This is a genomic window from Kitasatospora sp. NBC_00315 (assembly GCF_041435095.1).
Lineage (GTDB): Bacteria > Actinomycetota > Actinomycetes > Streptomycetales > Streptomycetaceae > Kitasatospora.
Window position 1 is genome coordinate 1,788,352 of the sequence record NZ_CP108025.1, and the last position, 24,735, is coordinate 1,813,086.

At 76.2% G+C, this 24,735-nt stretch carries 15 protein-coding genes; 8 read left to right on the forward strand and 7 right to left on the reverse strand.

Annotation, left to right across the window (positions count from 1 at the left end; translation table 11 throughout):
* The first annotated feature begins 143 nt into the window (after nucleotides 1-143).
* On the forward strand, nucleotides 144-947 hold the full coding sequence (locus OG823_RS07505; RefSeq protein ID WP_371478558.1) for an enoyl-CoA hydratase: 804 nt from the start codon (nucleotides 144-146) through the stop codon (nucleotides 945-947).
* 145 nt (nucleotides 948-1,092) lie between these two features.
* Here the strand turns inward: OG823_RS07505 and OG823_RS07510 are convergent, their stop codons facing one another.
* A complete protein-coding gene (locus OG823_RS07510) occupies nucleotides 1,093-2,889 on the reverse strand; it encodes an NAD-binding protein (protein WP_371478559.1) in 1,797 nt (598 codons plus the stop codon).
* Nucleotides 2,890-3,154: 265 nt separating this feature from the next.
* On the opposite strand from OG823_RS07510, the gene OG823_RS07515 reads away from it, so the two are divergent.
* Nucleotides 3,155-3,847 carry an alpha-ketoglutarate-dependent dioxygenase AlkB gene (locus tag OG823_RS07515; RefSeq protein ID WP_371478561.1) on the forward strand — a complete coding sequence of 231 codons (693 nt, stop codon included), beginning with the start codon at nucleotides 3,155-3,157 and terminating at the stop codon, nucleotides 3,845-3,847.
* 108 nt (nucleotides 3,848-3,955) lie between these two features.
* On the opposite strand, the gene OG823_RS07520 is transcribed toward OG823_RS07515, so the two are convergent.
* Complete coding sequence (locus OG823_RS07520) at nucleotides 3,956-5,347, reverse strand: CoA transferase (RefSeq protein WP_371478562.1); 1,392 nt, start codon at nucleotides 5,345-5,347, stop codon at nucleotides 3,956-3,958.
* Nucleotides 5,348-5,687: 340 nt separating this feature from the next.
* Here OG823_RS07520 and OG823_RS07525 point away from each other — a divergent pair, with 340 nt between their 5' ends.
* The 3 genes from OG823_RS07525 (at nucleotide 5,688) to OG823_RS07535 (ending at nucleotide 9,877) form a co-directional block, all read left to right on the forward strand.
* The gene (locus OG823_RS07525; RefSeq protein WP_371478564.1) at nucleotides 5,688-6,491 is read left to right on the forward strand and encodes a ScbR family autoregulator-binding transcription factor; all 804 of its coding nucleotides are present in this window, start codon (nucleotides 5,688-5,690) and stop codon (nucleotides 6,489-6,491) included.
* A gap of 189 nt (nucleotides 6,492-6,680) precedes the next feature.
* On the forward strand, nucleotides 6,681-8,009 hold the full coding sequence (locus OG823_RS07530) for a hypothetical protein (RefSeq protein ID WP_371478565.1): 1,329 nt from the start codon (nucleotides 6,681-6,683) through the stop codon (nucleotides 8,007-8,009).
* 8 nt (nucleotides 8,010-8,017) lie between these two features.
* Entirely contained in the window at nucleotides 8,018-9,877 is a 1,860-nt protein-coding gene (locus OG823_RS07535) for a hypothetical protein (protein ID WP_371478567.1), read from the forward strand.
* A 58-nt stretch (nucleotides 9,878-9,935) separates the two neighbouring features.
* Here the strand turns inward: OG823_RS07535 and OG823_RS07540 are convergent, their stop codons facing one another.
* Complete coding sequence (locus tag OG823_RS07540; protein ID WP_371478568.1) at nucleotides 9,936-11,210, reverse strand: cytochrome P450; 1,275 nt, start codon at nucleotides 11,208-11,210, stop codon at nucleotides 9,936-9,938.
* Nucleotides 11,211-11,621: 411 nt separating this feature from the next.
* Between OG823_RS07540 and OG823_RS07545 the strand changes: the two genes are divergently transcribed.
* The 3 genes from OG823_RS07545 (at nucleotide 11,622) to OG823_RS07555 (ending at nucleotide 14,698) form a co-directional block, all read left to right on the forward strand.
* Nucleotides 11,622-12,749 (forward strand): glycosyltransferase, encoded by a 1,128-nt coding sequence (locus OG823_RS07545; protein WP_371478569.1) that lies wholly within the window; start codon nucleotides 11,622-11,624, stop codon nucleotides 12,747-12,749.
* 97 nt (nucleotides 12,750-12,846) lie between these two features.
* Nucleotides 12,847-13,608 (forward strand): helical backbone metal receptor, encoded by a 762-nt coding sequence (locus OG823_RS07550; protein ID WP_371484346.1) that lies wholly within the window; start codon nucleotides 12,847-12,849, stop codon nucleotides 13,606-13,608.
* Between the two features lie 130 nt (nucleotides 13,609-13,738).
* Nucleotides 13,739-14,698 (forward strand): transglycosylase SLT domain-containing protein, encoded by a 960-nt coding sequence (locus tag OG823_RS07555; protein WP_371478570.1) that lies wholly within the window; start codon nucleotides 13,739-13,741, stop codon nucleotides 14,696-14,698.
* Nucleotides 14,699-14,911: 213 nt separating this feature from the next.
* Here OG823_RS07555 and OG823_RS07560 read toward each other — a convergent pair whose 3' ends face one another.
* From OG823_RS07560 to OG823_RS07575, 4 genes are all read right to left on the reverse strand, one after another.
* A complete protein-coding gene (locus OG823_RS07560; RefSeq protein ID WP_371478571.1) occupies nucleotides 14,912-16,936 on the reverse strand; it encodes a hypothetical protein in 2,025 nt (674 codons plus the stop codon).
* A 207-nt stretch (nucleotides 16,937-17,143) separates the two neighbouring features.
* Entirely contained in the window at nucleotides 17,144-18,733 is a 1,590-nt protein-coding gene (locus tag OG823_RS07565) for a lipase maturation factor family protein (RefSeq protein WP_371478572.1), read from the reverse strand.
* A 165-nt stretch (nucleotides 18,734-18,898) separates the two neighbouring features.
* On the reverse strand, nucleotides 18,899-20,914 hold the full coding sequence (locus OG823_RS07570) for a hypothetical protein (protein WP_371478573.1): 2,016 nt from the start codon (nucleotides 20,912-20,914) through the stop codon (nucleotides 18,899-18,901).
* A complete protein-coding gene (locus OG823_RS07575) occupies nucleotides 20,911-24,732 on the reverse strand; it encodes a DUF5682 family protein (RefSeq protein WP_371478575.1) in 3,822 nt (1,273 codons plus the stop codon). The genes OG823_RS07570 and OG823_RS07575 overlap by 4 nt, the downstream gene beginning before the upstream one ends.
* Nucleotides 24,733-24,735 lie beyond the last annotated feature (3 nt).

Consider the following 24,735-nt stretch of genomic DNA (forward strand, 5'->3'; position numbering starts at 1 on the left):
GGGGCCGTGGCGGCGGACGACGCCACGCCGGGTGACCACCGTCTCGCATACCAAGACTGGCGCGCTGCGGCGCCGGTCGGAGATCGTTGATCGGTCAGGGCGCGCACCTCGTGCCGCAGAGCAGGGAATGGGAGTCAACGGCGATGACCGACACCACGTCGACCGGGTACGACACGCTCTACGAGACCATCCTCGTCGAACGCAGGGACCGGGTCGGCCTGATCACCCTCAACCGGCCGAAGGCGCTCAACGCGCTGAACACCGAGCTGATGAACGAGGTGGTGGCCGCCGCCACGGCCTTCGACCGCGATCCGGGGATCGGAGCGCTGGTCGTCACCGGCTCCGAGAAGGCCTTCGCGGCCGGCGCGGACATCAAGGAGATGCAGGGCAACTCGTTCCCGGACGTCTACCTCGACGACTGGCTCGGCCCGTGGGACCGCCTCGCACAGCTGCGCAAGCCGGTCATCGCGGCCGTCGCCGGCTTCGCCCTGGGCGGCGGCTGCGAGCTGGCGATGCTCTGCGACATCCTGCTGGCGGCGGACACCGCGAAGTTCGGCCAGCCCGAGATCAAGCTCGGGGTCATCCCGGGGATCGGCGGCTCCCAGCGGCTCACCCGCGCGGTCGGCAAGGCCAAGGCGATGGAGCTCTGTCTGACCGGGCGGATGATGGGTGCCGAGGAGGCCGAGCGGGCCGGCCTGGTCTCCCGGATCGTCCCGGCGGCGGATCTGCTCACGGAGGCGCTCGCCACCGCGCGGACCGTCGCCGCGATGTCCGCCCCGGCCGCGATCATGATGAAGGAGAGCGTCAACCGGGCCTTCGAGACCACCCTCGCCGAGGGAGTCCGCTTCGAACGCCGGCTGTTCCACGCCACGTTCGCGACGGCCGACCAGAAGGAGGGCATGGCCGCCTTCGCCGAGAAGCGGTCGCCGGAGTTCGGGCACCGCTGAGCCGTGGCCGCCGGGGCCCGCCCAGGGCCCCGGCGGCGGCGCACCCCCGGCCCGCACCCCGACCGAGCGCCGACCGGAACCCGACCGAGTGCCGGGCCGAGCGCCGGGCCGGTTGGGTCAGGCCGGTTGCGTCAGATCGGCTGCGTCAGGCCGGGCTCTCCACCGGCGTGTTCAGCCGGGCCAGTCCGCTGCGGGTGGCGGCGACCACCACCCGGTCGCCCGGGAGCAGCCGGCGGGTGCGGTCCGCGTAGTTCCACAGGTGCTCCCCTGGGCGGCGCGCCAGACGGACCGCGATCACCCGCACGCCCCCCGGGTCCTCGATGTCGTGCTGGTTCATGCCGACCAGGCCCGTCCCCTCGTCGGCCCGCAGCTCGGCGATCAGCAGCACGTGCCGGAAGACCGAGAGGGTGCCGAGCACCTCGCGTCCCATCAGGGCGGCGGCGAAGGCGGGCGCGGAGAGGTAGGAGACCGAGCGCGAGGCGGCGTTGTCCAGTGTCGCGTAGACGTGGTGGGCGAAGTTGTCGTCGAACAGGCGCACGACGACGCGGACCTCGGGCTTGACCGCGCGCGCCTCCAGTGCCGCCTCCAGATTGGCCGCGTCGTTGGTCGTGACGGCGACCACGGCGCGGCTGCGGTGCACCCGGGCGCGCCGCAGCTGGGTCTCCAGCGGCGCGTCGCCGACCACCACCGGGATGCCCAGCGTGCGGACCGCCGCGATGCCCCGGGCCTGGGGGTCGTTCTCGACGCAGACCACCGGGACGCCCAGCTCGTGCACCAGGGACGCCACCCGGGTCCCGACGTTGCCGAGGCCCACCACGATGACGTGGTCCCGGGTGCCGGCGCCCGGGCCGCGGGCCTGACCGCGCCGCCCCGAGGCCAGCACCTCCACGATCACGGCGGTCGCCACCGGCACGAAGGTGATCCCGCAGAACGTGATCACCACCTGGGCGACCCGCTGCCACGTCCCGCCGGAGCCGTCCTGCTGGTCGGGCTGGGCGGCGCCGGCGAGGTCGAGCAGGCCCAGGTAGAGCGTCCAGCCGACATCCCGGTTGACGTACCAGAGCACTCCGAAGGAGGCCAGCACGGCGGCCAGCGCGGTGAGCAGCACCACGCGCAGCCTGACGCTGGTGACGTAGCGCAGGGTGTCGAGCAGCCGCCAGCGCAGCCGGCGGGCCCAGGGGATCCGGACGGCCGGCTCGCTCGGCAGGGCCTGCAGGGCGGCGACGCCCTCACCCTGCGCGTCGGGAGCGTCCGGCCCTCGCTCGCCGCCGGCGGCGCCGGGCCGGATCGGACCGTCACCGCCGAACCGCCGGGCCAGCTCGATGAATCCGGCGGAGGCCGCGCCGGGATCGGGCAGCAGGCGCAGCCGCCCGAGATCCTGCCGGTCGATCCGGTCGGCGACCACGCAGACCTGGCCGGCGTCGATGTCGTCGTCGTACGCGACGTGCAGGAAGCGATCCCCGACCCGGACGGAGTTGGGCCGGGCGAGCGCCGCGTTCGCGAAGGCGGGGGCCGCGGTGGCGGAGCCGGAGAGCGCGGTGGCGTTGCGCAGCAGGCTCTCGATGTTCTCGCCGAGGCGCTGGTTGAACATCCGCAGCACGATCCGGATGTCCGGGTTGTGGCCCTGGGCGCTCAGGGCGGCGTGGATGTTCTCCTGGTCGCTGCCCTCGACCAGCGCGATCCCGCGGGCGGTCTGCACCGAGGCGGCCCGCAGCGCCTCCTCGGTCACGCTGCTGTACTCGACCACGGCCGCGACGCCGGCGAGCCGTTCGATCCTCGGGGCGTGATCCCTGGCACGGTCGGGCACCAGGGCGATCACCGGGACGTCGTAGTGCTCGACCAGCTCCAGGATCAGCCGGTGGGCCAGCGCGTTGCCGCCGCACACGATGTAGTGGTGGCGGAGCGGCTCGACGGGAGGGGCCCCCGACCCTTCATGCGTCATATCGTCAGATCCTACTGACACGGCGGCAGTTGCGGGTGGCCGCCGGGTGACCGGACGGCGGTGATCCGCTGCACACTTCCCCGGCGCCCTGCCCGCCTGGCGTCCGGCCGGATCCGGCCGGATCCGGCGTGCGCCGCGGCGCCCGGTGACCGGCCGCCGAGGGCCGCCGCTGCCGGGCGCGGAGGTGGCGTGCTGGCCCCGAGAGCCCGGCCGGAGGCATCCTCGTACCCGTGAGCGGCGGTCCGCGACAGGAGAGGAGGACGCGATGAACCCGCGGTTCGAGGAGACGCAGTTCCCCATCTTCGAGCAGGGCCCGGCCGGCCGGACCGAGATCGCGCCGGGCGCGGTGCACGTGCCGGGCTGGCTCGGCCCCGAGGAGCGGCGCGAGCTGGTGGCGGCCTGCCGGGGCTGGGCCACCGGCCCGGTGCCGATCCGCCGGACCCGACTGCCACGCGGGGGCGTGATGTCCGTCCGGACGGTGTGCGTCGGCTGGCACTGGCAGCCGTACCGGTACACCCGCGTCGCCGAGGACGTGAACGGCGCGGCCGTCGCCGCCTTTCCGGACTGGATGGTCGCGCTCGGCCGCCGCGCGCTGGCCGCGGCCTACGGGGACGAGGCGGCCGCGGCCGACTACACCCCCGACACCGCGCTGATCAACTTCTACGACGGCGAGGCCACCCTGGGCATGCACCAGGACAAGGACGAGCGCTCCGCGGCCCCGGTGGTCTCGCTGAGCATCGGGGACACCTGCGTGTTCCGCTTCGGCAACACCGAGAACCGCAACCGGCCCTGGACGGACGTGGAGTTGGCCTCCGGCGACCTGTTCGTCTTCGGCGGACCGTCCCGCTTCGCCTACCACGGCGTCCCGCGGGTCCGCCCGGGCACCGGCGACCCGGCCACCGGCCTGGCGACCGGCCGGCTCAACATCACCATGCGGGTCACCGGCCTGCCGGGCTGAGGCCGCCGGATCGTGCGGTGGCGGTCGGAGCCGGGGCGGTCGGAGCCGGGGCAGTGGGAGCCGGGGCGGTCGGATCGGGGCGGTCGGGCCGGGGGCGGACCTGCCGGGTCAGAGCCACACCGGTGCGTCGGTGCCCCAGTGACCCGGCGGGCGGGCCCAGCCGGCGGGAGCGCCGTCGTAGCCGACCGGGGAGACGGCGTGCCGCAGCCGGCCCAGCGGGGAGTCGCTCTCGGCCAGCCGGGGCGCCGGGTCGGGCACGTCGGCCGGGTCGTGCGGGTCGGCCGCCGCCGGGCGCAGGCCGTGCAGCAGCCAGTCCGCGGTGCCGGCGAGGGAGAGCCGCAGCCGCCGTCCGCAGCCGTCCTGCGCCCGGTCGGTCAGGGCGCGCTGGACGGCGGCGGCCAACAGGTAGCCGGTCCCGTGGTCGAGCGCCTGGGCGGGCAGGACACCGGGGCGGCCGTCCGGGCCCGCCTCGACCACGGCGATGCCCCGGCCCGCCTGCACCAGGCTGTCGAAGCCGCGCCGGCCGGCCCAGGGACCGATCCGGCCCCAGGCGTCCAGTTGGGCGACCACCAGGCCGGGGCGGCGCTCCAGCAGGGCCTCCGGGCCGAGCCCGAGCAGGTCCAGGGCGCCGGGGCGGTAGCCGGTGACGACCACGTCGGCCGTGGCGAGCAGGGCCTCGAAGACGGCCCGGTCGTCGGCGGCGGCGAGATCCAGCCGGGCCGACCGCTTGCCGAAACCGGTGTCGGCGTGCGCGTCCGGGGACTCCGGCAGGCGGGGCGGGTCGATCCTCAGCACGTCGGCGCCGAGCAGGGCGAGGGTCCGGGTCGCCACCGGTCCCGCGATCACCCGGGTGAGGTCCAGGATCCTGACCCCGGAGCACGGCAGCGCGGCCGGCGGGAGCGGTCGGGCCACGCCTGCGCCGACCCGGACGGACTCGACCAGCGGGTGCCCGGCCGGCCCGGCCGCCGGGGGCGCGACCGCGACGGCGAGGGCGCCGGCCGCGAACGCGCGCTCCTGTACCTGCTCGGCAGCCGACTCCCGCAGGATGCCCGCGAGTGCCCGGACGGCCTGCGCGTCGCCGGCTCCGCCGCCGTCGTCGGGCAGGCCGAGGGCGGCGAGCAGCCGGGCCCGGTGGTGCGGGTAGTTGGCGTGGGTGCGGACCCAGCCGTCGGCGGTCCGCCAGAACCCGGACAGCGGGGCGAAGGTGGTCAGCGGCCGCCCGTCGATCCGCAGGTGGCGCTCGCTGACGAAGGCCGTCGCCACCGCGCCCTCGTCGATCCGGACGGCGGGCACGCCGCGCCCGCTCCCGCCGCCACGCGCGGCGGACAGTTCGGCGGCCGCGAGCGAGCAGGCCGCGACGGTGGCCCGCGCCAGCTCGCGGACCGGCAGTCGCGCCGGCAGGCCCGCCGGGCCGTGGAAGGAGACCCGTTCAAGGAGGGCTCCCGGGCCGCCGAGGGCGGTCCAGGCCTGTGCGGTGGCGGCGTCCTGCTGCTGCGTCATGCCGTCATTCTCGCTCCCGGCCCGCTCCGGCGGCGCGCGGCACTCCCCCGGCGCGGACGGCGGCCGACCGACCCGCCCCAACCGCCCCGACCCGAACTGCAGCGCCCGAACCGAACCGAGCCGCCCCGAACCGCAGCGCCCTAGCCGCAGCGCCCCGACCCGAGCCGACGAATGGGAGCAGGCCCGGAGCGCGGCGCAGTGGTACGGGGGCGATTTGTCCCACCGCCCGGCCGCTGATGGTAGGTTACGGCGCCGACGGTACGGCCCCGGAGGACCGGCGACGGGACGGCCGTACGGCCTGCTGCCCCCGGGCGGCGCCGCGCATGGACGGGGGCACCACATGGCGCGCCAGGAGCGTGCGATCAGGACCCGCCGCCTCATTCTGGAGGCGGCCGGCGCGATCTTCGCGGAACGCGGCTACGAGGGCGCCAGCCTCGCCGACGTGTACGCGCGGGCCGGGCTGACCAAGGGCGCGTTCTACTTCCACTTCGACTCCAAGCAGCACCTGGCGCAGGCCGTCCTGGAGGCGCAGATCGGGCAGGGCCGCTACCCCGTCGTTCCGCGGACGCTGAAACTGCAGGAACTCGTGGACGCCGGGCTGGTGTTCGCGCACCTGCTCGGCCAGGACACGATGCTGCAGGGCAGCGTCCGGCTCTCGCTGGAGCCGGGCACTCACGGGCTGGACCGGCAGGGGCCCTTCCGCGACTGGATCGAGCGCTGCCGGGCGACCCTCGCCGAGGCCCGTGACCGCGGGGAGCTGTACCCGCACGTCGAACCGGGCCAGACCGCCGAGCTCTTCGTCGGGGCCTTCTCCGGCGTCCAGGTGCTGTCGAAGGTGATGGCGGACCACGCGGACCTGGAGTACCGCGTCATCGCGCTCATGACGCATCTGTTCCCCGCCGTCGCCGTCCCCGGGGCGCTCGCCCGGCTGGATATGACGCCGGGTCGCGGCGCCCGGGTGCTGGACGAGGCGGGTGCCCGGGTGCTGGACGAGGCCGGCGCCCGGGTGCTGGACGAGGCGGGTGCCCGGGTGCTGGACGAGGCCGGCGCCCGGGTGCTGGACGAGGCCGGCGCCCGGGTGCTGGACGCGGGCCCCGGTGGAGGGACGGATCCCGGGCCGACGGCGGCCGCCGGCGCCCGCTGAGCCGGACCGGCCGCGCCGGAGCCGAGCCGGCCGGCCGGAGCGTGCGAATCGGCCCTGCTCGACAGTGCGTTCGGATATCGTCTACGTTCCGCACCCGTACTGACCCGACGTCACCGGCCGGTCCCCGCGGGCATCCGACAGGACCGCCCGCCCCGGCCCGGTGATCCTCCCGCCAGGAGACCATCTCCCTTGAGCACCTCACGCCGCTCCCTCCTGCTGTCCGCCGCCGCCGCCGGCGGAGTCGCGCTCGGGACCGCCGCCGCCGGGGGTGCCGAGGACGCCTCGGCCGCCACCACGGGCGGCGTCGACCCGAGCAGTACGAAGATCTTCGCCGCCCCGGTGAGCGGCAACGTCAACCTGGACGTCTCCACGGCCGCGGTGTTCGTCTGCACCCTCGCCGGGAACACCACGTTCACCTTTCAGAACTGGCCGGCGGGCGCCGTCACCACCGAGCCGACGGTGATCGCCGTCCAGGACTCCACCGGGCAGCACGGCATCTCGTTCACAGGCGTCAGCTGGCTGCCCGCGGGCGCCCTACCGGCCTTCCAGACCGAGCCGAACGAGGTCAACGTCACCGGCTTCTTCAGCACCGACAACGGCACCACCGTCTACGGCCAGGGCGCCCCGGTGGACGGTGCCCGTTCGGACGGCGCCCCGGCGGACGGCGGCCCGTCCGGGTTCTACGGCGACGGCGGGGACGGCGCGTTCGTGCTGGACGGCACCCGCACCTACGCCGGGGTCCTCGGCAAGTCGGGCAGCTACTACTGGCTGCTGCGCGACCTCTTCGCCTCCTCCGTCACCGTCGGCAGCGGTGTCACCCTGCAGCTGGCCGGCGGCGCGACGGCGTCCTACCGTCTGTTCTGCGCCGGGACGCTGGACAACGCGGGCAGCGTGGTGACCTACGTCAACACCGCCTCCAGCGGACGGACCGCCGGCTCGAACCTGGCCACCGGCACCCTGAAGCCGGGGCTGAACCCGCCCTCCGGCGGGACCGGCGCGGGCGCGGCCGGCACCGGCGGAGCGGGGCGGCCGGGCCTGTCCGCGGGGAGCGGCGGCGGCTCGGGTGCCCGCGCCGGCGGGGCGGGCGGCGTCTCGTCGCTGGCCGCCGGTTACAGCCTGCCGCAGGCCCTGCCGTGGGCCGCCATGATGGCGGCGACCGGCCCGAACGTCACCGGCGGCATCGACTACTTCCCCGGCGGGGCCGGTGGCGGCGCCGGGGCCGGGGACGGCACCAACGCGGGCGGCGCCGGCGGCCCCGGCGGCAACCCGCTGTTCGTGGCCGCCCGGAAGATCCTCAACAGCGGTCAGATCGTGGCGTACGGGGGCGGCGGCGGCGCGGGCACCGGCGGCGACGCGGGCGGGGGCGGCGGTGGCCAGGGCGGCCCGGTGATGGTCATCCACGGCGGCTTCACCGGCAACGACCCGAAGTCCGTCGGCGGCCCCGGCGGCGCGAAGCAGGGCAACGGCAACCCCGGCGGGGCCGGTGGCGCCGGCTGGGTCGTCAGGCTGGCGAACTGACCGTGCGGATGTTCACCGCGCCCGGTTGGGGCGCCGCCAGGACCTCCGACGCCCGGCCCGGCAACCTCGCGATCGGCGTGGCGCTGGGCTCCGGCTACCAGGCCCGGTTCGCGGCGCTGGGCGGGGACCGGCAGCAGGCCGAGATCGCCCGGATGCGGGCCGCCGGAATCAGCTGGGTACGGATGGACGCCGAATGGTGGACCGTCCAGCCGAGCGGCTCGGGCCCGTACGACTGGAGCGTCCCCGACCGGACGGCCGCCGCCCTGCTCCAGGGCGGCATGAACGTCGTCGTGCTGCTCAACACCTCGCCCGACGGGGGCCGGCTGGCGGCCGGCGCGCCGCCGCTGGGCAGCCCCTGGCGGGCGGTCGACCCGCAGGGGTTCGCCCGGTTCTGCGCGGCGGCCGCCGCGCACCACGCCGCGTCGGGCGTGCACGTCTTCGAGGTCTGGAACGAGCCGAACCTGGACTCCGGCGGCGACCCGGTCACCGGCTGGAGCACCGCCTCCGGCTGGGGCCACCTCTCGCCCTGGGGGTACGCGGACCTCGCGGTGGCCGCCTACCCGGCGATCAGGGGCGCCGACCCGCAGGCGCTCGTCCTCGGCGGCTCACTGGCCACCCACCCGTCCTTCGGCGTCGGCGGAGCGGCCCGGCCGGCCTCCTGGCAGGCCGTGGCAGCCGGGGCGACGAGCGCCACGATCAGCTGCCCGGCCGCGGTCGCGGGCGACCGCTGGGCGATGCTCGCCGACCCGGGCGGCCGCTGGCCGGACGGCACCGTCGTGACCGGCGTGAGCGCCGGCAGCGGCTACACCGTGTCACCGCCGCCGAACCTGGGCGCGTTCCCGGCCGTACCGCTCTCCGGCGGCGCCACCCTGAGCCTGGCCCGCGGCTACCCGCCGGACGTCTTCCTCCGCCTGGCGTACGACCGGGCGGCCGGGCAGCCGATGTTCGACGCGCTCGCCATCCACCCCTACACCCAGCCCTCGATGCCGGCCGCGCACCCGCCGGCGTACGGCGGCTGGGGCGCCGTCCCCGCGCTGCGCGACCTCATGGTCGCCCACGGCGACGGCGCCAAGCCGATGTGGATCACCGAGGTGGGAGCGCCCACCGGTACCGCCTCCGCCTCCTGGCCCGCTCCCGCCCCCGGCGCGGGAACGCTCACCGTCACGTCGGCCGCCGCGTCGGCCGCGGACCTCGGGTACCGCGTGGTCGCCCCCGGCCTTCCCACCGACAGCCACGTCACGGCGGTGGCGCCCGGCACCTCCTGGACGCTCTCACCGCCGACCGGGCTCACCCTGGCCGGTCCGCTGGCCGCCGGGGCCGCCGTCGGTGCGCTGAGCGTCAACTGCGCGACCGCCCTGACGATCCCGGCCGGCACCGAGCTCGGCGTGGTGGTACCGGCCGGCCGGCCCGGTGTCACCCGGGTGCTGGCGGTGACGACCACCACCGCCGTGACCACCGTGCCCGGCGCCGCCACCGGCGTCCCGGTCGGCGCCGTCACCCCCGCGTACGCGTATCCGGTGGACAGCACCGTCCGGGGCGCGCTCGGCCAGGGGTGGGGCGGTGCGACGGCCGGTGTCGACGCCACCGTCGAGTTGCTGGCACCCGGTGTGGCCGAGGTGCCCAGCACGGTCGGCGAGCCGGTGCAGGCCGCGCTGATCTCCCAGGTGTTCCGTTCGCTGGTCAGCGGCGTCCCGGCGGGTGGCGGCACGCCGGGCGCCGGCCCCTGGCCGTACGTGGGCCCGGTCTTCCTGTACTGCTGGAGCGACGACGGCGGCGCGGCGGGCCCGTTCGGCCTGGTCCGGGTGGACGGCACCGCCAAGGCGGCGCTCGCGGCGGTGACCGCCCTGTCCCTCACCGGCGGGGTCTGAGCGCTCCGATCCCCCACCGGCGGGTCCGCGCCCGGCCGGGCGGTCGGGTCGCCCACGGCTACCAGGTGAACTTCAGCGACTTCACCCGGTTGTCGAAGGAGGACGGGACGAGCACCGGCTCGCCGACCGCGCGCAGCCCCGGCAACCGGGTGAACAGCTCCCGCAGCAACACCTTCATCTCCTGCCGGGCCAGGTGGGCGCCGAGGCAGTAGTGCGGGCCGCCCCCGCCGAAGCCGAGGTGCGGGTTGGGCGTGCGGGTGATGTCGAAGGCGTCCGGGTCGCTGAACACGGCCTCGTCGCGGTTGGCGGAGCCGAAGAAGAGCACCACCTTCTCGCCCTCGGCCAGCCGGGTGCCGCCCAGCTCGTGGTCGGTGGCGACGGTACGGCGGAACTGGATGATCGGCGTGGCGTGCCGGATGATCTCGTCGACCGTGCCCCCGAGGTGGCGGTCCACGTCGGAGAGCAGCAGTTCACGCTGGTCGGGGTGGTCGGTCAGCAGGGTGAGGCCGTGCGCGAGGGCGTTACGGGTGGTCTCCACCCCGGCCACCAGCAGCAGCGAGAAGAACGCGCCGAGTTCGCGGCCGGTCAGGTTCCGGCCGTCGACGTCGGCGGTGACCAGGGCCGAGATCAGGTCGTCGGTGGGGTGGTCGCGGCGTTCGCGGCCGAGGTCGGCGACCATGCCCTGCATCGCGGCGAGGGCGCGCAGCCCGCGCCCGGGGATCCGGATCCGGCTGCGCAGCGGGCGATCCACGCCGGTGTTCTCGGACGCGTGGTCGACCTGGTCCAGGATGCTCCGGCGGGGCTCCTCGGGGATGCCCATCATGTTGCAGATGACCTGGAAGGGCAGCTCGGCGGCGACCGCGGTGACGAAGTCGTCCGGGCGGTGCTCGATCACCTCGTCGACCAGCCGGGCGGCGACCCGGCGGATGTCGGCCTCGGCCCGGGCGAGCAGGCGCGGGGTGAAGGCGCGGGAGATGATCCGGCGCAGCTGGGCGTGCCGGGGGTCGTCCAGGTTGACCATCGAGTCGCCGAACAACGCCCGTACCCAGCGGGCGGGTTCCGGGGTGGTGACCCCCGGACCGCTGAGGAACACCGAGGGTGTGCGGCTGGCCTCGACCACGTCGGCGTGCCGGACCAGCGCGTGGAAGCCCTTGGCGGGGCGGCGGCCGCCGGCGGGCCGCTCGGTGAAGTACACCGGGCCGGGGAGCCTGCGGAGTTCGGCGAAGGCGGCCGCCCTGGCCGGGGCGGGGAGTTTCCAGAACGCCGGGTCGGCGAGATCGATGCCGGGCGGAGCGGATTCGGCTCGCGCGGAAGTCCCCGCCGGTGCGGTCATGGTGTGTCTCCCTGTGCCTGTCGGTCCCCACCATTGGCGGCCACCGACTGGTTCGGTGTCAAACCATGCTGATCTACCGATGATCTGACTGTTCCTCACCCAGTGGGTACAAGAGCCCGCCGGGCACGCCGGCGCCCGACGTGCCGGAACCGGCCCGCCCTGCCCGGCCCCGCCCGGACCGGCCGCTCCGGGGGCTGCGGCCGCCGGGCGACGGATCCTGGCGAGCGCCCCGGGGGCCGGACGGGCGGATCGAGACGGCGGGAGGAGCAGCCTCGCGCGCTCCTGGCAAGGGTCGTCCGCGAATCGTCCGGTTGTGACCGCTCCCCCACCGGGGATTTGACGATTCGTCATCTGTGACGGCGACACTACGAAGTGCATCCGAACCATCCGTACCGAGCAAGGAGTAGCACCGTGCGCATACTGTTCACCGGCCCGGCGGCAGCCGGCCATCTGTTCCCGATGGTGCCCACCGCCCAGGCCCTACGGGCGGCGGGGCACGAGGTGTTGTTCGCGGCGTCCCTGCCGCTGGACCAGCTGCGCGGCTCCGGGTTCCCGCTCACCGAGATCGGTGACGGCAGCAGCATCCAGGACGCCTTCGCGCGCAGCGCCGAGCGAGGCGCGGGTTACGTCAACCACGACCGCACGCAGGACGAGATCCTCGCCCTCGCCGCCGTCGGTTTCGCCGAGCTCTCCCGGCCCACCGTGCCGGGCCTGCTGGACGTCGCCGAGCAGTGGCGGCCGGACGTCCTGGTCTTCGACTCGTTCCAGGCCGCTGCCCCGCTGGTCGCCGCGAAGCTCGGCATACCCTCGGTGCTGCACAACTTCGGGGTCACCTCCGGCCACGGCATGGTCGCCCGGCTGGCCGCGAACTTCGAGGACGTCTACAAGGAGCACGGGGTCGACGGCCCCGCCCGGCCGATGGCCCTGGACGTGCTGCCCGCCTCGCTCGGTGGCGACGGTGACGGCTGGCGCGTGCGCTACGTCCCTTACAACGGCGGGGGTCTGGTCCCGGCCGACCTGCTGCGTCGTGGCGAGCGGCCGCGGATCGCGGTCACCCTCGGCACCGTGCTGACGCAGGTGGACGGCGTCCGGGCGATCGCCGGGCTCGCCGCCGCCGCCGGCACGGTGGACGCCGAGTTCCTGTTCGCCGTCGGCGGCGCGGATCTCTCGCTGCTCGGCGACCTCCCGGACAACGTCCGGACGCTGCCCTGGGTCCCGCTGGCCGAACTGCTCAGCGTCACCGACGCGGTGGTGCACCACGGTGGTTCCGGCACCATGCTCACCGCCCTCACCGCGGGCGTCCCCCAGCTGCTGCTGCCGCAGGGCGCCGACCACTTCGCGAACGCCGACGCCCTGGTGGCGGCCGGCGCGGCGCTGCGCGCCCGCTCCGAGGAGGTGGACGGCGAGCTGCTCACCCGGCTGCTCACCGACACCGCGCTGCGCGCGAGCGCGACCGCCCTGCGCGCGGAGAACGCGGCGCTGCCCGCACCGGCCTCGCTGGTGCCGGAGTTCGAGGCCCTGGCCGCGGCCTCACGCTGAACCCGCCCGGGGCGGGCCGGCCACGGCCGCCCCGCCCCGGTGGCCCGGCTATCGTGGCCGGGTGAGCGCCTCCCCCTCGTTCCCGGCCGCCCGCACGCTGACGGACGACCTCGGGCTGCCCGTCCGGATCGGCGCGGTGCGGCGGGTGGTCTCGCTCGTACCGTCGCTGACCGAGGCCGTGGCCGGGACCGCGCCCGGTCTGCTGGTCGGAGCCACCGACTGGTGCACCCACCCGGCGGAGCTGGCGGTCACCCGGATCGGCGGCACCAAGAACCCGGACACGGCCCGGATCCTCGCGCTGGCACCGGATCTCGTGCTCGCCAACGAGGAGGAGAACCGGCTGCCCGACCTGGACGTCCTGCGGGCCGCCGGAACACCGGTCTGGGTCACCCGGATCCGCACGCTCGACCAGGGGTTCGCCTCCCTGGAACGGATGCTGGACGAGGTCTGCGGCCTGGGCCGGCCCGCCTGGCTGGAGCAGGCGCGGGCCGCCTGGCGGGAGGTCCCGGTACCGGATCGCCCGCTCCGGGCCGTCGTGCCGGTCTGGCGCCGTCCGTGGATGGTCCTGGGGAGTGACACCTTCGCCGGCGACCTGCTGCGCCGGCTCGGCGTCGAGCCGCTGCACGCCGGACACCCGGAGCGCTACCCCGCGATCCCCGTCGCCGAACTCAACGCGTCCCGGCCCGAGTTGCTGGTGCTACCGGACGAGCCGTACCGCTTCACCGCCGAGGACGGACCCGAGGCCTTCCCCGGCGTACCCGCGGCGCTGGTGAGCGGGCGCCATCTCACCTGGTACGGACCCTCGCTGGCCGAGGCTGCGACCCTGCTACCGGCGCAACTGGCCCTGCGCGTGGGGTAGGTGGCCCGGGACCGGAGGCGGGCCGGGGTTCGCTCCGGCGAAGGCCCCGCGCACGGTTCCTCCGTATGCGGGTCGTAGGATGACGCTTCTTCGACGAAGAACTGTCAACGGGGGTTGGTCACCTATGCGGGTGAAGGTTTTCAAGGGGTCGACGGTGCTGGCCACGACCGTCGTCCTGTCCGCCGCGCTGCTCACGTCCTGCGGGACGAAGCCGGCGCACGACGCGAGCGCTCCACCACCGGCCACGGCCGCCGGGACCTCCCCCGCCGCGTCCCCGTCCCCGTCCGACTCCCCGCCGGCCGCCGCGAGCGAGTCCCCCAGCGCCTCGCCGAGCCCCTCGGCCAAGACCTCCACCGCTGCAGCGAGCAAGCCGGCGAGCGCCAGACCCAGCACGCAGGCGGCGAAGACCACCCCGAAGCCGGTCGCGGCCGCGGCCCCCGCCCCGGTGGCCAAGCCCGGCCCGGTCGCTCCCCCGCCGCCGGCGCCGACGACGCCGCACGTCCCGCCGCTGGAGAGCAGCTGCAAGCCGTCCTACCCCCGGCCCAACGAGCCCCGGAGTACCGTCGGCGCGGCGCTGACGGCCGCGGCGGCCCAGTCGCGGGTGCTGAGCCTGAGCAACGGCGGCACCGACCGGATGCCGCCGCTGCCCACCAGCCTCGTCAGGGCGATCGCCTGGCAGGAGAGCGGCTGGCAGTCGGGCATCCTCGCCTGTGACGGCGGCATCGGCACGATGCAGGTCATGCCCGCCACCGTCGCCTGGATGAACGGCAAGTACGCGGCGAAGTCCGACCCCGAGACGCTGGAGGGCAACGTCCAGCTCGGCACCCAGCTGATCGACTGGCTGATCGCGTACTACGGCGACTCCAGCTTCGGCGGGAAGTACGACCTCACGCCGGACCCGGCCACCGGAAAGACCCCGCTGCTCGACCTGGTGATCGCCGCCTACAACGCCGGCGCGGGCAATGTGCACTACAACAGCGTCACCGACCCGGTCACCAACACCACGACCGGCAGTCTGGTCATCCCCAATCCGGGCTACGTCGCGAACGTGAAGGCCCTGATGTCCAGCGCCCCCTGGAACGCCGGCTGACGGACCCACCCGCCGCGCCGCCGCCCGGCGGCGCGGCGTCGGATCGGATCGGATCGGATCGGATCGGATCGGATCGGATCGAACCTGACCGGGCAGGTCAGGGCCGGTCAAGGCCGGTCAGAGCAGCGCAGGACGGCGTGAGCCCGGCGGACGGATCCGCCGGGCTCACGGGTGTCGGCGGCCGGCGCTACGGCCGGGCCGGGAACCGGCCGCTCAGCGGCGGGCCTCGGTGACCGCGGTGCCGAGTGCCTCCTTGATGCGGGGGCCGAGACGGGCGAACCCGAACTCCTTCATCGCCGCCCGCAGAAGCTCCTCGTCGGTCCGCTTCACCGAGTCGGTGTCGAGCCACCGCACCACGGCGAGCAGCTCCTCCGCCGAGTAGCCGGTGACGGGCTTGCCGGGGGTGAAGGCCGGCTTCTTCGGACGGCGGGCACGGCCGGCCGTCCCTTCCTCCTCCGCAGCCGGAACGGGCTCCACGACCGGGGCCACGTCGACGACCTCGACCACCGGCGCAGCCTCGACCTCGACGACCTCGACGACCGGCGCGACCTCGACGACCTCGACGACCGGCGCGACCTCGACGACCTCGACCACCGAGGCCACCGCCTCGGGCTCGGGCAGCACCTCGGCCTCCGGCTCCTCAGCGGCCTCGGCCACCTCGGAGACGACCTCGACCGTCTCGGGCTCCGTCGCCGTCTCCGTCTCCGTCTCCGTCTCCAGGAGCACGGGCTCGGCAACCACCGGAGCGGTCTCGGCCACGGGCTCGACAACGGGCTCGGGCTCGGGCTCGGGCTCGGGCTCGACAGCAGCCTCGGGCTCGACAACGGGCTCGGGCTCGGGCTCGACAACAGCCTCGGGCTCGACAACGGGCTCGGGCTCGGGCTCGACAACGGTCTCGGGCTCGGGCTCGACAGCAGCCTCGGGCTCGACAACGGGCTCGGGCTCGGGCTCGGGCTCGACAGCAGCCTCGGGCTCGACAGCAGCCTCGGGCTCGGGCTCGACAGCAGCCTCGGGCTCTACGACGGGCTCGGGCTCGACGACGGCCTCGACGTCCGCGATCACCTCGGTGGCCTCGGCCACCTCCACGATCACCTCCGCCTCGACGGCCTCGACGGCCTCGGTCTCCTCGACGGCAGACGCGAGGTGCTCCTCCTCCGAGGCCGGCGCCGGGATGCTCACGATGGCCTCAGCCGGGGCGAGCCCGTCCTCCGCGTCGGCGGAGCCCCCGTCCTCCGTCACCGTCTCCTCGGCCGCCGGTTCGACGGCCTCGGGCTCGGCGCCCTGGCCGTCGCGCTGACCACCGGCCAGTGCCTGGCGGGCCGCGTCGGCGCCACCGGTGTGGCGCTGGTACGCGGCCTCGGCGGCACGGCGGTCGGCGCCGGCGGCGGTCAGCTCCGCGAGCAGGTCGGCGAGGCCGGCCTCCTCCAGGGCGAGCCGCAGGGAGCGGATCGTGGGCAGCCGGTAGAGCGTGCCCTCGTCGTCGGCGAGGCGCTCGACCAGCGCGGTGAGCTCCTGGAAGGTGAGCGCCTCCAGGTCGTGGCCCGGCAGCAGGCGGGCCAGTTCGACGGTCCCGGCGTTGATCGCCTCGAAGGCCTGCGCCGTGGCGTCCACCAGGGCGCCGTCGGCCGGGGCGACCGGCAGCGTGCCGTCGGCGGCGAAGACCGCCCAGGCCCGGCGCTCGACCTCGGCGGCGGCGAGCGCCTCGTGCAGTTCCTCGCGGCGCAGCCGGGTGACGGCCAGCGTCTGGGCCTGCTTGCGCAGGCTCCGCGCGCGGAGCCAGGAGAGGCGGACACCGCGCTCGCGGCGCCAGGCGCTGCCGGCCGTGGCGGCGGCGAGCACGTCGAGGTCGGTGTCGTAGGCCGCGCCGTCGAGCGTGGCCGAGGTGCGGTGCACCCGCTGGAGCAGCTCGACCAGCAGGGCCGCCTGCGCGACGGTGCCGGGCTCGCTGAGGGAGGCGTCGGCGGCCAGTCGGGTGACCGACTGCCAGGTCTGCTGAAGGTCGCCGCCGCGCAGTTCGGCGAGGGCGGTGGAGGCCGCGCGGGCGTCCTCCGGGGTGGCGACGGTGTCGACGGCGCCGTACCAGGCGTGGGTGTCGGCACTGAGGGTGAAGGCGCCGAGCTCGGCGTACCTGCCGAGGTCGGCCCGGAGGTCGGTCTCGGTGGTGCCGTCCTGGGCGGGGGCCTCGTCCAGGTCCGATACGTCGGCTACGTCGGCGTTGCTCGAGTGAAGCACTGTCATGTGAAGTCCGGTTCCTGGCAGGGCGACTACGGCGGGGACTGGCGGAGAGGGTGACGGCGCCGGTGAGCGCCGCGACGGGTCGGTCGGGCGTCCGACGCGACGGGCAACCGGTCTGGACGCCGGTGTGGACGCCCAGAATACGGGTGCCCGTTCGAGGCTTGCACGCACCCACCGCCCGACGGGGCCGATGACGCGCCGTAGACCCCCCTACCGGCCCTCGTCCGGCCACCGGCGCGCTTCCTCCTCGGGGCGCTGTGCAGGACGGATCGGCCGACCCCGGCGCCGACGGATCGGGCCGAGCGGCACCGTCCGAACCCTGCGTCCGGGCGGGGCGCGGCCGCCCGGGGGCAGGCCGTGTCCGGTGCGGCGGAGCGTCTCCGGATTCACCGGTGCGAGGTACTCGGACAGCTCCGTCCGGTGCCACCAGGCGCCGGTTTCCCGGCGTTCGCGCCGGTCGGTGAAGCGGTAGAGGTAGAGGACGGCCCGGACGTGGGTCGGCGGTTCGGCCGGGAAGGGGTTGCCGCGCAGCAGCCGCAGAGTGTCCGGATCGTTCGCCAGCAACCGGGCGACGAGCGGCAGGAACCACGGCCGGGCGTAGTCGGGCGAGATGCCCGCGAACCACATCAACCAGTCCAGTCGCAGGTGGTAGGGCGCGAACTGGCGCGGTCTGCGCCGTACGTCACCCGGCTTCCCCCGGAACCCGTACTCCTTCCAGACGGTGTGCCCGGTGATCTCGGGGTCGTCGGTACCCTCCAGCACGACCTCCTGGCGGATCCGGTTCACGCTCCCGAAGGCGCCGTAGGTGTTCACCAGGTGCAGGTGGTCGAAGGAGCGGTTCATCACCTGCCGCCGCGAGAGCATGTTGCGCACCGGCCGGCGGCTGAGCACCACCACCAGGAGCGTCGTCGCGAGCACCAGGCCCTCGAACCAGCCGGGCACCGTCCCGTACGAGGGCGTCGCCGGCAGTGGCAGCACACCGCGCAGCCGGGTGGCGTCGACGACGGAGAGCGCGAGCGCGACGGTGATCCAGTTCAGCCAGGCGAAGTTCCCGGACGCCACCAGCCAGAGCTGGGTCAGCACGATCAGGCCGGCCGCCACCGTGGCCACCGGCTGGGGCAGGAAGAGACAGCCGGGCACCAGGAGCTGCGTGACGTGGTTGGCCGCCGCCTCGACACGGTGGAACGGCGCCGGCAGGTGGTGGAAGTGCCAGCTGAACGGCCCGGGCATCGGCTGGGTCTCGTGGTGGTACCGCAGACACGTGAGGTCCCGCCAGCAGCTGTCGCCGCGCAGTTTGATCAGCCCCGCGCCGAACTCCACCCGGAACAGCAGCCAGCGCAGCAGCCAGAGTGTCGGCACCGGCGGCGCCACCTCGTCGTTGCCGAGGAACGTGGCGAGAAACCCCGCTTCCAGCAGCAGCGACTCCCACCCGAAGGAGTACCAGGTCTGACCGACGTTGACGATCGACAGGTAGAGCGCCCAGAGCAGGGCCCAGCACAGCATCGACGCCCAGAGCGGCAGGAGGTCTCCGGCGCCGGCCAGCAGGGCCGCCGCGAGCGCGCAGCCCGTCCAGGCGACGGTCGCGAAGAACCGGTCGGAGTAGCCCAGCCGGAACAGGCCCGGAGCCTGCCGCAGGCTCACCCGGGCGAGGTGGCGTGGCACCGGCAGCATCCCGTGCTCGCCGATCAGCGCCCGGAACTGGCGAGCCGCGGTGAGGAATCCGACCAGGTAGACGGCGGCCAGCAGCCGTTGGACGAGCTGCCGGCCCAGCCAGTAGTCGGGCGCCGCGAACCACTGCATGCCGGGCCGCTCCAGGGACGGTGGTCTTCCTGCGGTATCCGTACCACTCGCCCCTCCGGTCGCCGGGGCCGCGACGGGCCGGGCTCCGCCCGGTTCACCCGATCGGGCCTCCGCCCGCCGCCGAGCGGCCCGCCCCCGGCGGGAGCGGGGCGCCCCGGACCGCTCTCACCGGCCGTCGGGCGGCGACCAGGCGGCCGCGCACAGGGCCGTGGCCAGCTCCTCCCCGTAGCAGGACGCCGTCAGCCAGGCCTCGGTGAACGCCCGGTGGTCGTCGACCAGGACCCGCCCGAAGACGTCGCGCTGCTGGTCGCCGGCGCTCCCGGCCAGGGCGTCCAGCAGCAGCGCCGCGGTGGCGAGCCCGGCCGCCCGCAGGCGGTGACCGTCCCGCGCGGCGGAACCGGCGCCGACGGCCAGCAGGGCCAGCGCGCGCCGGCCGCCGGTGACGGCCTGCTCGACCCGGCGGGTCAACAGGTGCACGGGGGCCTCGACGGCGAACGGAGCCTCGGGGCCCCACGGCGGACCGGAGCCCGGACCCGACGGCGGACCGGACGGCGGACCCGACGGCGGACCGGAAGGCGGACCCGACGGCGGACCCGACGGCGGACCGGACGGCAGATCGGACGGCAGATCGGCGCGCTGCAACCGCTCCAGGCCGAGGTTGACCCGGCCGGAGCGGTCCGCCGCGAGCGTGAGGGTGGCGCCCGGCGCGCCGGGGTCGGCGCCGACGGCCAGCAGGCGCAGCTGCGGCCGGGGTGCACGCTCCAGCCGGCCGATCACCCGCAGGCGCAGCCCCGGGCAGTCGGCGAGCAGCGCCAGATTGGCCCCGTACGCGAGGTCCGGGTGGTCGTGGGCCGGGCGGAGCACGAGCGGGAGGCCGTCGCAGTCGGCGTGCGGATAGCGGGCCGCCGAATCCCCGGACGGGGCGGCCGCTCCGCGCAGCGTGACCTCCAGGAAGAGCAGGTCGCCGCCGGCCGGACGGCTGTCGTGCGGCAGGTCCGTCCAGGCCAGGGCCCGCGCCACCTGGCGCGTGACGGGCTCGGCCCAGAGCCGGTCGGCGGGCTCCGCCGTCCAGGGCGCCCCGCCGGCCCGGACGGCGCGCACCCCGGCGCCGGCGCCGAGACGCCCGGTGGCGGACCGGGTCGCGCCCTGGACGGAGAGGCCGGCCCGGGTGAACTCCCGGTGGCTCAGCACCGCGTCACCCAACCGCACCGGGCGGTTGGCGGCGGCCAGGGCCCCCGACGCCGCCGTGGACCGGTCCGCGTGCGGGGTGATCTCCGCGACCGTGCTCAGCCGGCCGGTGGCGTCCACCGCCCAGCTCAGCACACCCGCGTGGGTGGCCGTCAGCACGGGCTCGGTGAACAGGCCGTACAGCCGCAGCCCACCCGCCTCCCGGTAGGCCTGGCGGGCGGTGCCGCGCAGGTCGCCCAGGGCGGATCGGGGCGTCGCGGCCGAGCACAGCGCGCTCGTCAGGCCGAGCAGCTCGCGCAGTGCGTCGGAGAGGTCCGTGAGCCGGTGGTCGGGCTCCCCGGAGCGGGCCGCGCGCAGCCGGGCGACCACGCCGACGGCCTCGGCGCAGGGGCGGTGCAGGCCGACCAGCCGGGCCTGGTGCGCGGCCCGCAGCAGCTCCGCCTGGAGCACGGCGCCCGCACCGCTGATCCCGGCGGCGAGCACCGCGGACGCGCAGGTGTGCAGGCGCTCGGCCGCGCCGCTCTCCGCCCCGGTCAGCGGGACGGCCGTGCTCCCCGGCTCGGCGGCGTCGTCGTCGGTCTCGCCGGGTGCGCCGGGTGCGCCGGCGGCTTCACCACCGGGCTGGCCACCGGATTCACCACCGGGCTGGCCACCGGCCTCGCCACCGACGGCGCCGGCGTGTCCGGTGGCCAGTGGGGCGACCGTGACGGCGGCCGCGCGGTGCAGGCAGGCGGGAGCGAGCAGACAGCCGCAGCGGACGTCCGCCGCGCTGCGGACGACCCCGCCAGGAGCGTGCAGGACGAGCAGGACGTCCTCGTCGACCTCGATCGTCCAGTCGTCCCCGGTCCGCCCGACCGGCCGGTCCGCGAGCTTCTCGGCGGCTCCGTCCAGCCGTTTCCGCAGTCGGGGCGAGAGGGCGGCCACCACCTCGCTGACCACCTCGGGCCGGACCGGCGGCAGGGCCGGCTTGTCGAGTCCGGTCAGTACGGTCATCGGACCTTCTCCCCCACCCAGCGGGCCAGTTCGAGCGGACTCAGCGCCGCCACGGGCATGCCGGCCGCGACCAGCTGCCCGGCCACCGCCGTCGAGTAACGCGCCGTGCCGCTGTCGTCGAGGGCGGCGCAGCCGAGCAGGTGGCAGCCGGCACCGACCAGGGCGCGGGTACGCGCCAGCAGCCCGCCGAGCGGACGGCCCTCCTCGAAGTCACTGATCACCGCGATCAGTGTGCGGGACGGCACCGTCACCAGGCTCTGCGCGTACTCCAGGCCCGCCGCGATGTGCGTGCCGCCGCCGACCCGGACCTCCAGCAGCAGGCCGAGCGGGTCCTCCACCCGCTCGGTCAGGTCGACGATCTCGGTCGAGAAGGCCACGAAGTGGGTGCTCAGCGAGGGAACACCGGCCAGGATCGAGGCGGTCAGCGCCGCCCAGACGGTGGAGGCCTCCATCGAGCCGGAGACGTCGACGAGCAGGATCAGGCGCCAGTCCGAGGCCGTGCGGGCCCGGCTGCGGAACACCGGCCGCTCGGGGATGATCAGCGTGCCGCCGTCCGGGCCGGGCCGGGCGGTGGCGAGGTTGGCGCGGATCGTCCGGTCCAGGTCGAGACCGCCGCCGGGGCGGCGGGTGGGCCGGGGCACGCCGATCCCGGTCAGGGCCGGGCGAAGTGTGCTCGCCAGCTCCCGGGTCAGCTCCTCCACCAGGCGCCGCACCAGCGGGCGCAGCGCCGCGAGGCGGGCCTCCGGCAGGCCGCCCGCGTGTTCCAGCACGGTGCGCAGCAGGTCGACGGAGGGCCGGACGGCACCGGGATCGATCACGTCCAGGACGTCGCCGCGGCCGTGCTCGACGGCGGCGGCGAGGACCTCCTCGCGGATGCCCGGCCCGAACAGGGCGGTCAGCTCCTCCGACCACTCCCGTACTCCGGGGTACGGGGCCTCCCGGCCTCCGCCCCGGCCCGCGCCGCCGGGGCCGGATCCCTCCCCGCGACCGGTGCCGTAGAGCTCGTCGAGAGCGGTGGCCAGGCGGGCGGAGCGGCCGGTCGGGCCCCGGCTGCCGGGGCGGCCGAGCAACAGTCGCCAGCGGTCGGCGGGCGGCAGCACGCTTGCCCGGGCCGCACCGGTCGGCGGCGGCGGGACCACCGGCGCCGGGGCGGCGACGCCAGGGGCGGCAGGGTGCGGGGCGGCGACGTCCGGGACGGCAGGGTGCGGGGCGGCGGGGGTCGGGTCGGCGGCACCCGCTGCCGGGCCCACCGGCTCGGTGAACAGACCCCGGCGCAGCAGGGCCCGGCGAGCGGCCAGGTCCGCTCCGGTCCAGGCGGCGAGCAGGGCCGGGTCGAGGGCCTGCGGCAGGGCGTCGACCCGCTCCCCGAGCCGCTCCTCGACCAGGGCCAGCAGGCGGTCCCTGGCGGCGGGGCTGAGGGTGTCGAAGCCGCCGCGCAGCGCGGGGAGGCGGTCCAGGAACGCGGAGTCGGGCAGCGCGGCGATCCGCTCCAGCAGGGGTGCGAGCACGGCGGGCGCGGTGGCCAGCAGGCTCTCGGCGGCGGTCAGCAGGCCGGTGAGGGCCCGGGCGAGCGTGCGCCGTGCGCCGGGGTCGGTGGCGCCGTCCACCCAGGAGGCGGCGCGGTCGCCGAAGGCGCCCGGCGGCTCCTGCCCGAGCAGCACCCGTACGGCGCCGGCGGCGCCCCGGATCAGCGGCGTGCCGCCGGCGGCCAGCCGGGCGAGCGCATCGCCCAGCCGGAGTCCACCGAAATCGTCGGCGCGGCGGGCCAGTTCGAGCAGCGCCCGGGCGTCGGCCGGGTCCTCGGAGCCGCCCAGCCCGTCCAGTTGCCGGACGGCGGCGGCCGTCAGCACGGCGGCCGTGGCCCCGAGGGCCTCGGACCGCTCGGCGCAGAGGTCCAGACCGGCCACATGACCGGCCGCCAGGCGGTCCAGCAGCCCAAGGGCGTCGAGGAGTTCGGGCAGACCGGCGCAGCCGGGCAGCAGCTCGGCGAGCTGCGCCAGCCGGGCGTCGGCCAGCTCCGGGAGCCCGCAGGCGGCGGCGTCGGCGAGACCTCGGACGGCCTGCCGGGCCGTGCTCCCCTCGCCCTCCGCCTCGCGCCGCAGCCGCTCGCGCAGCGCGCCCTCGGCGGCCTGCGCGGGGGTGACCCCGCGCAGCCCCGCCACCGTCAGCATCGCAGCGACGGCCGGGGTCCACCGGACCCGCCAGCGGGTGCCCACCGTCTCGGTGCCGCCCGCGCCGGAGCCGGTGACCGGCTCGCCGTACGGCACACCGCACGCCTCCAGCCGGTGCAGCAGCAGTTCGCGGCGGCGGTCCAGGGCGGAGCGCAGCGGGTCGAGGCGCAGCTCGCGGGGGGCGTGCTCGGTCCCGTCGGCGGGGCCGGGCAGGCCGAGGGTGTCGAGCAGGGCCTCGACCGCGGGCGCCAGGCCGCTGCGCGGGGCGGCCTGGGTGGCGATCCCGGTGCGGGAGCCGACCAGCACGAGTTCGAGGGCGCGGGCGACGGCCCGGCCCCGGCCGAGCGGCTCGCCCTGGGCCAGGACGCTCTGGACGGCTTCGACGAGTTCGCCGCGGCCCGGGCCGGGCAGGCCGCGCAGCCGGGCGAGGTCGCCGGCCAGGCGCACGATCTCGCGCGCGTCGGCGGGCCCGGCGGGGTGGTCCTGCGCGCGCAGCGCCACGCAGATCCGTACGGCGGTGCGGGTGAGGGCCTCGGCGAGCCGGGCCGGATCGCCGCCGGCGTCCAGCACGGTGTGCTGCCACTCGGGATCGCGGATGCCCGCCGGATAGCCGGAGCGGGCGTCGAGCAGCGGGTAGGTGTAGGGGATCAGCGAGAGGACGAACCCGCCGTCCGGGCCGCTGGCGCCGTGGGTGGTGGCGCCGTCGCCGGTGCTGGTGCCGTCTGCGATGCCGTCGCCGGTGGCGGTGTCCTCGGCGGTGCCGTCCCCGGTGGCGGTGTCCTCGGCGGCGGCGAGCAGCGCGGGCGCGTGGAAGGCGCCGACCACCGCGGCGACCCGCCGCCCGCCGGCCGTCGCCTCGGCGAGCCGGGCCCGCATCCACGCCTCCCGGCGCAGGTCGTACGGGTCGACGCCGCCGGCCGCCGCCGCGTCCCGGCGAAGTGCCCAGCCGACCAGCAGGGCGGCCCGTCGGACCGCCTCCGGGGTGGAGCCGGGCGCGGTGGTCTCGACCAGGCGGTCCCAGAGGTCCTCGTCCGGGCGGCCGGTCAGGCGGGCGCGCAGGGCGTCGGCCACCCCGGGACCGTCGGGCGCCCCGCCCTGCCGGTGCTCCGCGCGGGCCGCGAGCGGCAGATCGCAGGCGACCACCCGCACGCCGCGCCGGGCCGCCCAGCGCAGCGCCGCCAGCTCCGGTGAGAAGTCCGCGAAGGGGTAGAACGCGGGCCCGGTCCCGTCCGCCGCGCCGGCCGCCGGCGCGGCGGCCAGGGCGACCGGCGCGCGGGTGCCCTCGTCGGCCAGCCACCCCAGCCACGGCTGGAACTCGGCGGGCAGCTCGACCAGCAGCACCTCCGGATCCGCGGCGTCCAGCAGGGCGGGCACCACCGCCGCGAGCGAGGGCGCGTGGTGCCGTACGCCGACCAGGTAGGGGCCGGGGTGGTCGAGGCCGGCGCGGGCCAGCCGGTGTGCCTCGGCCTCCAGCGTCGCGCGGTCGTGCCCGGACCTCCCGATCCGGTCGGCGGTGCCGTCGGCGGCGGCCGCCGCGCGGTCGTGCCCGGACCTCCCGATCCGGTCGGCGGTGCCGTCGGCGGCGGCCGACGCGCGGGCGGGGCCGGGGGCAGGACCGGGGACGGCCCCGGTTGCAGCCGTGCTCATCGG

Excerpts from the sequence above, each read along its gene's own strand:
- OG823_RS07565 (WP_371478572.1), bottom strand. The coding sequence starts at position 18,733 with ATGCAGTGGTTCGCGGCGCCCGACTACTGGCTGGGCCGGCAGCTCGTC.
- OG823_RS07520 (WP_371478562.1), bottom strand. The coding sequence starts at position 5,347 with ATGACGCAGCAGCAGGACGCCGCCACCGCACAGGCCTGGACCGCCCTC.
- OG823_RS07560 (WP_371478571.1), bottom strand. The coding sequence starts at position 16,936 with ATGACAGTGCTTCACTCGAGCAACGCCGACGTAGCCGACGTATCGGAC.
- OG823_RS07535 (WP_371478567.1), top strand. The coding sequence starts at position 8,018 with ATGTTCACCGCGCCCGGTTGGGGCGCCGCCAGGACCTCCGACGCCCGG.
- OG823_RS07525 (WP_371478564.1), top strand. The coding sequence starts at position 5,688 with ATGGCGCGCCAGGAGCGTGCGATCAGGACCCGCCGCCTCATTCTGGAG.
- OG823_RS07505 (WP_371478558.1), top strand. The coding sequence starts at position 144 with ATGACCGACACCACGTCGACCGGGTACGACACGCTCTACGAGACCATC.
- OG823_RS07515 (WP_371478561.1), top strand. The coding sequence starts at position 3,155 with ATGAACCCGCGGTTCGAGGAGACGCAGTTCCCCATCTTCGAGCAGGGC.
- OG823_RS07570 (WP_371478573.1), bottom strand. The coding sequence starts at position 20,914 with ATGACCGTACTGACCGGACTCGACAAGCCGGCCCTGCCGCCGGTCCGG.
- OG823_RS07510 (WP_371478559.1), bottom strand. The coding sequence starts at position 2,889 with ATGACGCATGAAGGGTCGGGGGCCCCTCCCGTCGAGCCGCTCCGCCAC.
- OG823_RS07540 (WP_371478568.1), bottom strand. The coding sequence starts at position 11,210 with ATGACCGCACCGGCGGGGACTTCCGCGCGAGCCGAATCCGCTCCGCCC.
- OG823_RS07575 (WP_371478575.1), bottom strand. The coding sequence starts at position 24,732 with ATGAGCACGGCTGCAACCGGGGCCGTCCCCGGTCCTGCCCCCGGCCCC.